Source organism: Actinomadura rugatobispora, from assembly GCF_055379765.1.
On record NZ_AP029191.1, the window covers coordinates 6,274,568 to 6,286,451 of the forward strand.

At 72.6% G+C, this 11,884-nt stretch carries 10 protein-coding genes; 6 read left to right on the forward strand and 4 right to left on the reverse strand.

The window, feature by feature from the left end; translation table 11 throughout:
• The 3 genes from treZ to ACZ466_RS28185 all read left to right on the forward strand — a co-directional run bounded on the left by treZ (position 1) and on the right by ACZ466_RS28185 (position 4,182).
• The gene (gene treZ, locus ACZ466_RS28175) at positions 1–1,842 is read left to right on the forward strand and encodes a malto-oligosyltrehalose trehalohydrolase (protein WP_464044028.1); all 1,842 of its coding nucleotides are present in this window, start codon (positions 1–3) and stop codon (positions 1,840–1,842) included.
• Between the two features lie 293 nt (positions 1,843–2,135).
• Positions 2,136–2,807, forward strand: coding sequence for a response regulator transcription factor (locus ACZ466_RS28180; protein WP_019629095.1), 672 nt, complete (start codon positions 2,136–2,138; stop codon positions 2,805–2,807).
• A 97-nt stretch (positions 2,808–2,904) separates the two neighbouring features.
• Positions 2,905–4,182, forward strand: coding sequence for an ATP-binding protein (locus tag ACZ466_RS28185; RefSeq protein WP_378290191.1), 1,278 nt, complete (start codon positions 2,905–2,907; stop codon positions 4,180–4,182).
• Positions 4,183–4,230: 48 nt separating this feature from the next.
• Here the strand turns inward: ACZ466_RS28185 and ACZ466_RS28190 are convergent, their stop codons facing one another.
• A complete protein-coding gene (locus tag ACZ466_RS28190) occupies positions 4,231–4,875 on the reverse strand; it encodes a GtrA family protein (RefSeq protein WP_378290189.1) in 645 nt (214 codons plus the stop codon).
• 351 nt (positions 4,876–5,226) lie between these two features.
• Between ACZ466_RS28190 and ACZ466_RS28195 the strand changes: the two genes are divergently transcribed.
• Both ACZ466_RS28195 and purE read left to right on the forward strand, forming a co-directional pair.
• A complete protein-coding gene (locus ACZ466_RS28195) occupies positions 5,227–6,438 on the forward strand; it encodes a 5-(carboxyamino)imidazole ribonucleotide synthase (RefSeq protein WP_378290207.1) in 1,212 nt (403 codons plus the stop codon).
• A 17-nt stretch (positions 6,439–6,455) separates the two neighbouring features.
• Positions 6,456–6,923, forward strand: coding sequence for a 5-(carboxyamino)imidazole ribonucleotide mutase (gene purE / locus ACZ466_RS28200; protein WP_378290205.1), 468 nt, complete (start codon positions 6,456–6,458; stop codon positions 6,921–6,923).
• Between the two features lie 9 nt (positions 6,924–6,932).
• On the opposite strand, the gene ACZ466_RS28205 is transcribed toward purE, so the two are convergent.
• The 3 genes from ACZ466_RS28205 to ACZ466_RS28215 all read right to left on the reverse strand — a co-directional run bounded on the left by ACZ466_RS28205 (position 6,933) and on the right by ACZ466_RS28215 (position 10,581).
• Complete coding sequence (locus tag ACZ466_RS28205) at positions 6,933–7,346, reverse strand: CoA-binding protein (protein ID WP_378290187.1); 414 nt, start codon at positions 7,344–7,346, stop codon at positions 6,933–6,935.
• A gap of 50 nt (positions 7,347–7,396) precedes the next feature.
• On the reverse strand, positions 7,397–8,671 hold the full coding sequence (locus ACZ466_RS28210) for a UDP-glucose dehydrogenase family protein (RefSeq protein ID WP_378290203.1): 1,275 nt from the start codon (positions 8,669–8,671) through the stop codon (positions 7,397–7,399).
• Positions 8,672–8,898: 227 nt separating this feature from the next.
• Entirely contained in the window at positions 8,899–10,581 is a 1,683-nt protein-coding gene (locus tag ACZ466_RS28215) for an LCP family protein (RefSeq protein ID WP_378290185.1), read from the reverse strand.
• Positions 10,582–10,777: 196 nt separating this feature from the next.
• Here ACZ466_RS28215 and ACZ466_RS28220 point away from each other — a divergent pair, with 196 nt between their 5' ends.
• Positions 10,778–11,818 carry a glycosyltransferase family 2 protein gene (locus ACZ466_RS28220; RefSeq protein ID WP_378290201.1) on the forward strand — a complete coding sequence of 347 codons (1,041 nt, stop codon included), beginning with the start codon at positions 10,778–10,780 and terminating at the stop codon, positions 11,816–11,818.
• Positions 11,819–11,884 lie beyond the last annotated feature (66 nt).

Below are 11,884 nucleotides of genomic sequence, written 5' to 3' on the forward strand. Positions count from 1 at the left end.
GTGTGGGCACCCGATGCCGAACGCGTCCAGGTGGAAGTGCGCGCCTCCCCAGGCGGGAGGCCGGCGCGCCATGCGCTGAGCCCGCAGCGTGGGCGGCGGCGTGGCTGGTGGGCCGTGGACATCGACGGGGCCGGGCACGGCACCGATTACGGCTTCGTCCTGGACGATGGTGACGAGGTCCTGCCCGACCCCCGTTCCCCCTGGCAGCCCTACGGGGCGCACGGAATCAGCCGCGTCTACGAGCACGACCGCTTCCCCTGGAACGACCACAGATGGCGGGGGCGTCCCCTACCCGGCAGCGTCCTGTACGAGATGCACGTGGGCACGTTCACCCCCGAAGGCACCTTCGACGCGGCCATCGAACGCCTCGACCATCTGGTCTCCCTGGGCGTGGACGCCGTGGAACTCCTGCCCGTGGCGTCCTTCCCGGGCCATCACGGCTGGGGGTACGACGGCGTCCACCTGTGGGCACCGCACGAACCCTACGGAGGGCCGGACGGGCTCAAGCGCTTCGTGGACGCGGCCCATGCCCGCGGCCTCGCGGTCGTGCTCGACGTGGTCTACAACCATCTCGGGCCCAGCGGCAACCGTCTCGCCTCCTACGGGCCGTACTTCACCGGCGCCTACACGACCCCCTGGGGCGACGCGGTGAACTTCGACCAGCCGGGCTCGGACGAGGTCCGTGCCTTCGCCATCGGCAACGCGCTGATGTGGCTGCGCGACTACCACCTCGACGGCCTGCGCCTGGACGCCGTGCACGCCATCAACGACCACGGCGCGGTCCACGTCCTGGAGGAGATGGCGTCCGCCGTGCGGGCCCTGTCGGCGCACCTGGGCAGGGAACTGTTCCTCATCGCCGAGTCCGACATGAACGACCCGAGGCTGATCACGTCCCCGGAGGCGGGCGGGTACGGCCTGGACGGCCAGTGGAGCGACGACTTCCACCACGCCCTGCATGCGGCCCTGACCGGTGAACGGCAGGGCTACTACTGCGACTTCGGCTCCCTGGACACCCTCGCCAAGGCCATGACGAGGGCGTTCGTCCACGACGGTACGTGGTCGGCCTACCGGGGGCGGCCGCACGGCCGCCCGGTGGACGTGCACCGGACGCCGGCCCACCGGTTCGTGACGTTCCTCCAGAACCACGACCAGGTCGGCAACCGGGCCTCCGGCGACCGCGTCGCCGCCTCGCTCCCGCCCGGGCTGCTCAAGGTGGGCGCCGCGCTGCTGCTGCTCGGGCCGTTCACGCCGATGCTGTTCATGGGCGAGGAATGGGCGGCGGGCACGCCCTGGTGCTACTTCACCGACCACGCCGAACCGGAGCTGGGACGGGCCGTGACGGAGGGCCGCCGGCGCGAGTTCGCCCGGCACGGATGGGCCGGAGACGTCCCCGATCCACAGGCTGTGGATACTTACCGGCGGTCCGTCCTGGACTGGGCGGAGCCGGGCCGGGGCGTCCATCGTGAACTGCTCGAATGGCATCGCGCCCTGATCGCCCTGCGGCGCTCCCGCCCCGAGCTGAACGACCCCCGCCTGACCGAGGTGGCTGTGGATATCGGGGCCCGTGAGAGCGATGTGGCGGGCGGCGCCCGCTGGCTGCTGCTGCGCCGGGGCGGCGTCCGCGTGCTCGCCCGCTTCGACGCCGCATTCGACGCCGCATTCGACGCCGCATTCGACGCCGCACCGGACGAAAGGCCCGTCCGGCTCCCCGTCCCGGAGATCGGCCCCGCGGCGCGGCTCCTGCTGGCCTCGGATCCCGGCGTTCGGCTCGATCCGCCCCGCGAGAACGGCGCCCCGGCGACCGTCACCCTTCCCGGGACCGCCGTCGCCGTGATCGCCTGACCCTGTCCCCGCGCGTCCGCACCCCACCGGATCACTGCACAAGGTGGCGACACACTTTTTTAGGACTTTCAGGCGTTGCCACCAGGATCTTCAAGGAACCCGGCGGCGGCACGAGCGCGGCGTCCCGGACATGACCGTTCGGTCACGGCCCCGGATCGGGGTCGCCACATGCGGTTACCTCCGGTAGCGCTCAGATATGTCCGTGTTCAGGGATGTACTACGAGTGGCAAACCGCAGGTCAAGAGCGCGGCGGCTGCCGGGAAACGTTCATGAATGGTCATACGATCGGTCTCATGACCTCAGTACTGCTCGCCGAGGACGACACGTCCATCTCCGAGCCTCTCGCCCGTGCGCTGCGGCGTGAGGGATACACCGTCGAAGTCAGCCCGGACGGCCCGCAGGCCCTGGAGCGGGCTCTCGGGGGCGGCGTGGACCTCATCGTCCTCGACCTCGGCCTGCCCGAGCTGGACGGGCTCGAGGTGGCGCGCCGGGTGCGCGCCGAGGGCCACGGCGTGCCCATCCTGATCCTGACCGCTCGCGCCGACGAGGTCGACACCGTCGTGGGGCTGGACGCCGGTGCCGACGACTACGTCACCAAACCCTTCCGGCTGGCCGAACTGCTCGCCCGGGTGCGGGCGCTGCTGCGCCGCGGCAGCACCGAGACCCCGATCGTGCAGGGGGTGCGGATCGACGCCGAGTCGCGCCGGGCCTGGATGGGCGACCAGGAGCTCCAGCTCACCACCAAGGAGTTCGACCTGCTGCGCGTGCTGGTGCGCGACGCGGGCAAGGTCGTCACGCGTGAACAGATCATGCGGGAGGTGTGGGACACCAACTGGTGGGGCTCCACGAAGACCCTCGACATGCACATCTCCTGGCTCCGCCGCAAGCTCGGCGACGACGCCGGCAGCCCGCGCTACATCACCACCGTGCGCGGCGTCGGCTTCCGGTTCGAGCGCGGCGACTAGGGCGTGATCCTGGGCGCCCGCGGGCGCTCGTCCCGGGCGGCCCGGCAGCCGCAGGCCGCCCGCAGCCCCGTCCTTCCCCACCCTCGAAGGAGCCCTGATGAGGCGCCGACTGCTGCTGTCGACGCTCGCGGTGGCGGTCGTCGCGATCCTGCTGCTCGGGATCCCCCTCGCCTATGCCACGCACAAGCTCATCTACGAGGAGGCCCGCCAGTCGCTGGACCGCGAGGCGGCCTCCATCCTCGGCGGGGTCGGTTTCAGCCTGGAGGCCGGCCAGCCGATCACGGCGCAGAAGATCTCCCAGGAGTATCCCGGCCGCTACATCGTCATAACCCTGGCCAACGACCAGGTGGTCACGGCGGGCTTCCGCCCGGCCCGCGGCACCGAGCTGCTCACCGCCTCCATGACGGGCGGCGGCGTGCGCGTCCAGGTGTCCCGCCCGGCCGGCCAGGTGCAGGACGAGGCGCTGCGGCTGATGTTCCTGATCGGCAGCCTGGCCGCTCTGGGGGTGGCGGTGACGGTGGGGCTGGCGATGGTCCAGGCCCGCAAGCTCACCCTGCCGCTGATCGACCTCGCCGAGACCGCCGACCGGCTCGGCACCGGCAACGCCCGCCCGCGCCGCCGCCGGTACGGCATCGCCGAGGTCGACCGGGTCGCCGAGGTGCTGGACCGCAGCGCGGTGCGGATCGCCGACCTGCTGGCCGCCAGCCGCGAGTTCGCCTCCGACGCCAGCCACCAGCTGCGCACCCCGCTGACCGCGCTGTCGATGCGGCTGGAGGAGATGATCGAGGCGGCCGAGTACCCGGACGTGGTGCGCGAGGAGGGCGCCGCCGCGGTGGCGCAGGCGGAGCGGCTGGTCGCGGTGGTGGAGCAGCTGCTGGCCAGGTCCCGGCACGACCGCACCGGGGCGGCGGTGCCGGCGCCGATCGACGACATCATCGCCCAGCAGGTCGAGGAGTGGCGGCCGATCTTCCGGCGGGACGGCCGGGACGTGACCATGACCGGCGAGCGCGGGCTGATCGGCATGACCAGCCCGGAGGGGCTGTCCCAGATCATCGCGACGCTGCTGGACAACTCGCTGGTGCACGGCGCCGGCCCGGTCACGATCAACACCAAGCTGGGCGCCAGCTCGGTGGTGGTGGAGGTGGGCGACCAGGGCACCGGGATCCCCCAGGAGCTGGAGGCGCGGATCTTCGAGCGCAGCGTCAGCAGCGGCAAGGGCACCGGGCTGGGGCTCTACCTGGCCCGCTCGCTGGCGGTGGTGGACGGCGGGCGGCTGGAGCTGATCCAGTCGAGACCCGCGGTGTTCGGGGTGTTCCTGCGCCAGGCCGCCGAGGCGCGCCTGGCGTCCGAACGCGTCGTGATCGGCCCCGCCTGATCCCCCGGCCCGTCCGACATCCTGGCCCGTCCGATCCCTTTGAGGGGGTCAGCGGGGGCTGGGGGCGGTGAACTCGGCGTAGCCCTCGGCGGGGTTGCCGTCGGCGGGGCGGCCCAGCTCGTGCGAGGGCGGCGTGTGCCCGTTGAGCCGGTGCCGGGGGGCGTCCGGCTGCCCTGGGACGTCCTGCTGCGCGGGAGCGGCCAGGTGCTGCGGCGCGGCCTCCGGGAGCCCGGAGTGCGGGTCGACCTGCGGGGCCTCCACCGGCAGGAACACCCACTTCTTGTACGACCAGAAGCGGAACAGCGTCGCCACGCCGGTGCCGACGATCAGCGAGGCGTTGTACGGGATCGGCCCGGTCAGCCCGAGCACGTAGCTGGTGAAGCCGATGAACAGCTGGGTGATCACCAGCCCGACGCCGTTCAGCGCGAAGAACAGCACGTACTCGCGGCCCAGCCCGGTCCGGTCGCGGTGCCGGAACGTCCAGTAGCGGTTGGCGACGTACGCGAACGTGGTCGCCACCACGGTCGCGATGGCGTTGGAGGACAGCGGCCCCATCCCCAGGCCCGACTCCAGGTGGAGCGCGTTGCTCAGGACGAACGTGATCACGAAGGCGACCGCGCCGACACTGCCGAACTTCGCCAGTTCCCGCACCAGATGGGCGAACCGTCGGTAGAGACGGGAGAGCAGGTTCACGAAGGGGAACCGTCCTTCCGGGAAACGGCTGCCGCGCCGCGGCGCTGGGCCGGCGCGGGTCGGCTACTGCGAAGGCTAGATGAGGATAGACGCATGTGGCCGGTGAGACGGGCAACAAGAACGTTCACGGTACCGTGCCTCTTCCCCTCCCCGCCCAGGAGCCGATCACACTCGCTCCCGCTCGACTCCCATCCGCTTTGACGCCGCCCGTGCCGGTTCCGTTCACCCCGATCCCGGCCCCGGTGGCGGCGCCCGCGGGCCCGCCGCGCTGACGAGGGACGATCACCCTGCGCGATGACGGCGCACCCCGTCCCGCCCGATAACCTACTGATCGTGACAGATCCAGCGCAGATGCCCGTGGTCGGGATGGCGGGCGGCGGCCAGCTGGCCAGGATGACCCAGCAGGCCGCGATCGGTCTCGGCGTGTCGCTGCGGGTGCTCGCCGGGTCGCCCGGCGACTCGGCCGCCCGGGTGTGCGCGGACGTGCGCGTCGGCGACGACTCCTCGCTCGACGACCTGCGCGCCTTCGCCAAGGGCTGCGACGTGGTGACCTTCGACCACGAGCACGTGCCGGGCGCGCACATCCGCGACCTGGAGGACTCGGGGATCCCGTGCCGGCCCGGCTCGGCGGCGCTGCTGCACGCCCAGGACAAGCTGGTCATGCGGGAGCGGCTGAGCGCGATCGGCGCGCCCTGCCCCGCCTACGGCCACGTGCCCGACCGGGCCCCGCTGGCGTTCCTGGAGGTCTTCGCCCGCGACCACGGCTGGCCGCTGGTGCTGAAGGCCACCCGCGGCGGCTACGACGGCAAGGGCGTGTGGATCCTGGACGCCCTCGACCGCGACGCGTGGGACCTGGTGTCCCGCCTGGTCGCCGAGGGCGTCGACCTGATGGTGGAGGAGCACGTCCCGTTCCGCCGCGAGCTGGCCGCGCTGGTCGCCCGGTCCCCGCACGGGCAGGGCGCCGCGTACCCGGTGGTGGAGACCGTCCAGGAGAACGGCATCTGCGTCGAGGTGATCTCGCCCGCGCCCGGCCTGGACGGCGACCGCGCCGCCGAGGCGCAGCGGCTCGCCCTCGACATCGCCGAGAAGCTCGGGGTGACCGGGCTGCTGGCGGTCGAGCTGTTCGAGACCGAGGGCGGGCTGCTGGTGAACGAGCTGGCGATGCGCCCGCACAACTCCGGCCACTGGACGATCGAGGGCGCCCGCACGTCCCAGTTCGAGCAGCACCTGCGGGCCGTGCTCGACCTGCCGCTGGGCTCCACCGAGCCGGCCGCCCCCTACACCGTGATGGCGAACGTGCTGGGCGGCGACGCGCCCGGGATCTACCATCGCTACCTGCACGTGATGGCCCACGACCCGGGCGTCAAGGTGCACTTCTACGGCAAGGACATCCGTCCCGGGCGCAAGGTCGGGCACGTGACCGTGCTCGGCTCCGACCTGGACGACCTGCGGGAACGCGCCCGGCACGCGGCCGACTTCCTGCGCTGGGGCTCGGCCATGGGCCCCGCCGCGGCGGACGGCGAGCCGGTCAACGAGAAGGACGGCGAGGGGGAGGACGCGTGACGAGCGTCGGCGTGGTGATGGGCAGCGACTCCGACTGGCCCGTGATGAAGGCCGCGGCCGAGGCGCTGGAGGAGTTCGGCGTCGCCTACGAGGCCGACGTCGTCTCCGCGCACCGGATGCCGCACGACATGATCGCCTACGGCGAGGACGCCGCCCGCCGCGGGCTGCGGGTGATCATCGCCGGGGCGGGCGGCGCCGCGCACCTGCCGGGCATGCTGGCCTCGGTGACGCCGCTCCCGGTGATCGGCGTCCCGGTCCCGCTCAAGTACCTGGACGGCATGGACTCGCTGCTGTCGATCGTCCAGATGCCCGCCGGGGTCCCGGTCGCCACCGTCGCCGTCGGCGCGGCGCGCAACGCGGGCCTGCTGGCCGTCCGCATCCTCGCCGCCTCCGACGAGGCCCTCAGGGCGAGGATGCAGGACTTCCAGAAGGACCTGTACGACCAGGCCAAGGCCAAGGGCGCCCGCCTGCGCGAAAGCCTCTGAGCTGGGCTCTCAGCGGCGCAGGGCCCATTCGACGGCCGGGCAGCGGTCCATGACCACCTCCAGGCCGGCCTCCTTCGCCCGCCGCGCCGCGGCCGTGTCGACCACGTCCAGCGGGAGCCAGACGGCCTTGGCGCCCGCCGCGATCGCCTCGTCCACCGCCGCGCCCGCGAACTCCGCACGCCGGTAGATCCCGACGACGTCGGGCTTCTCGGGCACGTCCGCCAGCGCCGCGTAACCCGTCTCGCCCAGCACGGTCTCCGCCGCCGGGTGCACCGGAATGATCCGCTTGCCCCGCTGCTGGAGCAGCCGCGCCTGGGTGTGGACCTCCCTCGCGGGGTTGTCCCGCAGGCCCACGAACGCCCATGTCCTCGACTCGTTGAGAAGCCGCCGGATCACGGCCTGGTCCGCGTACTCATCGCCCATGCCGCTCACAACAGCGGCGCCCGCCCGTTCGTTCCCCGGCGCCCGTTCCCTCAGGGGCGGCCGAGCGCGCGGTAGTTCCAGCCCGCCGCGCGCCATTGCTCGGGGTCGAGGGCGTTGCGGCCGTCGACGATGTTCCGCTCCGCGACCACCTCGGCGAGCGCCGCCGGGTCCATCTCGCGGAACTCCTCCCACTCGGTCAGCAGCAGCACCACGTGCGCGTCCCGGGCGGCGTCCAGGGCCGATCCGCCGAAGTCGAGCTCGGGGTGCGCGCGGCGCGCGTTCCCCATGGCCTGCGGGTCGTACACGGTCACCTTGCCGCCCTGCCCCCGGATCGTGGCGGCCACGTCCAGCGCCGGGGAGTCGCGCACGTCGTCGGAGTTGGGCTTGAACGCCGCGCCGAGCACCCCGACCGTGCGGCCGATGAACGACCCGCCGAGCAGCAGCCGGGCCAGGTCGACCATGCGGATCCGGCGGCGGATGTTGATCTCGTCCACCTCGCGCAGGAAGCTCAGCGCCTGGTCGACGCCCAGTTCCCCGGCGCGGGCCATGAACGCGCGGATGTCCTTGGGCAGGCAGCCGCCGCCGAAGCCCAGCCCGGCGCCCAGGAACCGGCCGCCGATCCGGTCGTCGTGCGACAGCGCCTCCGACAGCTTGGTCACGTCGGCGTGCGCGGCCTCGCACACCTCCGCCATCGCGTTGATGAAGGAGATCTTGGTGGCCAGGAACGCGTTGGCCGACACCTTCACCAGCTCGGAGGTCGGGTAGTCGGCCACGATGAACGGGGTGCCCTCGGCCAGCATGGAGGAGTACAGCTCGCGCAGGATCTTCTCGGCCCGCTCGGCGGCGCCCTGGTCGCCCGGGACGCCGACGACGATGCGGTCGGGGTTGAGGGTGTCCTGGACGGCGAAGCCCTCGCGCAGGAACTCCGGGTTCCAGGCCAGCACGGCGTCGCCGTCGGCGGGCGCCAGCATCCCGATCCGCTCGGCCAGCCGGGCGGCGGTGCCCACCGGCACCGTGGACTTGCCCACCACCAGGCACGGCCGGTGCAGCATCGGCGCCAGCGAGGAGACGGCGTCGTCGACGTAGGTCATGTCGGCGGCGTACTCGCCCGCCTTCTGCGGCGTGCCGACGCAGATGAAGTGCACGTCGCCGAACTCGGCGGCCTCCTCGTAGGAGGTGGTGAAGCGGAGCCGCCCGTTCTCGAGGTTGCGCCGGAGCACCGGCTCCAGGCCCGGCTCGTAGAAGGGCAGGTCGCCCGCCGCCAGGCGGGCCACTTTGCGCTCGTCGACGTCCAGCCCCAGCACCTCGAAGCCCAGATCCGCCATGCAGGCGGCGTGGGTGGCACCGAGATACCCGGTGCCGATCACCGTCAAGCGGTGGGTCAAGGCGACTCCTCTCCTCGTTCAGCCGTGTCCGGTGAGGGACGTACCCCGCGTCGCCGCGCGTAGCGGTCGCGGGCACCGACCGGCGCAGTGTACCGGCGGGTAGCATGCGCTATGAGTCCCGGCTTTCCCGCCGCATGCGGCGGAGGCCGGCGAGGAGTCCCGCGACTTCAGCCCTTGCAGAGCTTCTGGGTGGCGGTGCCGGTCTCCAGGGTGCGGTCGGCGGGGGTGGCGGACGGGGAGGGCTGCACCTTCACCTTCTCCACGCCCGACCAGTCGCCGCCCACCATCACCTGGACGCGGGAGCCCAGCGAGTCGACCTTCTTGAGCTTGGCGCCGGGAATGGCGGCCGCCAGGGTCTTGGCGGAGTCCTCGCGGGACGGGCCGTACTGGATCGTGGTGGTCTTCAGGCCGCGGCGCGCCACGCCCGGCACGACCGTGACCTTGAAGCCCTCGCGGCGGAGCTGGGAACCGGCCTTGGTGGCCAGCCCGGGGGTGCCGATCGCGTTCAGCACGCTGACGGTGACGTCCTCGGGCGGGACGGTCGGGCCGGTCGGCTTCGGCGGCGTGGGCGTCGCGGGCGCGGCGGCCGGCTTCGGCGTGCTGACCGGCTGGTCGCGCCTGAGCTTGGTGAAGAGGTCGTCGGCGCGGTTCTGGTCCCACAGGACGGTCGACTGGGGGGTCGGGGCGTTCCAGAGCTGGGCCGGGTGGTCGGGGTTGGCCAGCGGGACCTTGGCGAAGGTGAGGTTGTCGGTCGACAGGTCCTTCATCTGGTCGGCCAGGCCGGGCAGGTCGTCGGCGAGCTTCTCGTCCACCCGCAGGGACTTGAGCGCGGCGTTGAGGAACTTCGTCGACTTGGCCGGGTCGCTGAGGGTCCTGCTGCTCAGCGCCTGCTTCATCATCGCCGCCATGAACTGCTGCTGCCGGTCGATGCGGCCCAGGTCGCTGCCGCCGGTCAGGGTGTAGCGGGCGCGGGCGAAGCCGAGCGCCTTGAGCCCGTCGAGGTGGGACTTGCCCGCGGGCAGCACCAGGCCGCTCTTGCGGTCGTTGATGGGCTGCTCGGTGCACACGTCCACGCCGCCCAGCGCGTCGACCATGTTGACGAAGCCGTAGAAGTTGACCTCGACGTAGTGGTCGATCGACACGCCGGTGGAACGCTTGACGGTGTCGACCGCCAGGTCGGGCCCGCCGAACTGGTAGGCCCAGGTCAGCTTGCCGTGACGGGGCATGACCGGGGTGCCCTTCGGCCCCTCCGAGCCGTTGGACCTGTGCCCGGGGATCGTCACGTACGAGTCGCGGGGCAGGTTCACCACCGTGACCCGGTCGTGGTTCCGCGAGACCTGCACCAGCAGCATCGTGTCGGAGCGCTCGCCCGGCTCGCGGCCCAGCCGCGCCGCCTTCTGCTGCTCGCGGGTGAGGCCCTCGCGCCGGTCGACGCCCGCGACGAGGATCGTCATCGCGCCCTTCGGCGCGTCCCCGCCCCTGCCCAGGCCGCCGACGTTGACGCTGTCGATCATGCCGGTGACGTAGTTCTGGAACGCCCAGGCGCCGCCCGAGGTGAGCAGCACGAACGCCGACATCGCCCCCGTCAGGGTGAGGAACCGGCGCTGCCTGCGGGCGCTGAGCGCGGACCGCCGGCTCAGCCCGGGGGCCGGGCGGCGCGGGCCGCGCGGGCCGTCCACCTCCACCCGGGGCGCCGGGACGCCGTCGACGGTGACGCCGTCGATCTCCTCGTCGCCGCCCGCCGCGCCGCCGGCCGCGCCCCCGGGACGCGGCCGGAAGTAGCGCTCCAGCGGGTCGGGTTCGCCGTCGGCGGGTCCGCGCCCGCCGCCCCTCCTGGGCCCGTCTGCCATCCTGGGGCCGCCTCCCGAGAAGTCGTCGGTGCCTTATGACACGAGTGGTCCCACTCTAAAGTGGGGACACCCCGTCCGTTCGGTACCTGGACCTCGTGTCCTTGCAGTAACGTGGCGCCGTCTTGACCAACGTCCCGGAAGCCCGGGTGGTTCGAGCCGCGTCATGGACGATCGAGAGAGAGCCCGCGACTCCGAGATGAATCCCTCTTCTTCCCGCGCGCAGAGCGCCCCGCAGCCCGGCACCACGGACCGCACCTGGCCCGCGGTGTCGGTGGTGATGCCGGTGCTGAACGAGGAGCGGCACCTGACCGACGCCGTCCGCCGCATCCTGACCCAGGAGTATCCGGGCGAACTGGAGCTGGTCCTGGCGATCGGGCCGTCCCGCGACCGCACCGAGGAGATCGCCGCCCGGCTGGCCGCCGAGGACCCGCGGATCGTGGTGGTGGCCAACCCCACCGGCCGCACCCCGCAGGGCCTCAACATCGCCATCAAGGCCTCCCAGTACTCGATCATCGTCCGGGTGGACGGGCACTCGCTGCTGCCGGTCGACTACGTGCGGGCGGCCGTGGAGACGATGGAGGAGACCGGCGCGGACAACGTCGGCGGGATCATGGCCGCCGAGGGCGTCACCCCGTTCGAGCAGGCCGTGGCGCGGGCGATGACGTCCAAGATCGGCGTGGGCAACGCGCGGTTCCACACCGGCGGCGAGGCCGGCGAGGTCGAGACGGTCTACCTGGGCACCTTCCGGCGCAGCGCGCTGGAGCGGGTCGGCGGGTACGACGAGACGTTCGTGCGCGCCCAGGACTGGGAGATGAACCACCGGATCCGGCAGACCGGCGGCCGCGTCTACTTCACCCCGCGGATGCGGGTCACCTACCGGCCCCGGCCCGACCTGCGGGCCCTGGCCAAGCAGTACTTCCACACCGGGCGGTGGCGGCGCGTGGTGGGCCGCGAGCACCAGGGCACACTGAACCTGCGCTACCTGGCGCCGCCGCTGGCGGTGGTGGCGATGGCGGCGGGCGCGGTGGCCGGGGCGTTCGGGTTCTGGCCGGGCTGGATCGTCCCGGGCGGGTACGCGCTGGCGATCGTGGCGGGCGCGGCGGTCGAGGGGCGCGGGCTGCCGGTGTCGGCCTGGCTCCGGCTGCCGCTGGTGTTCGCGACCATGCACCTGTCGTGGGGCGTGGGCTTCCTGACGAGCCCGCCCGGCCTGGGCCAGCCGACTCCGGCCAAAACGTGACAACTGGGGCGAACCGCTCGGCTCGGCGCCGCGTCTGAGGTTACGTTGGACGGGAGCACCCCGTCC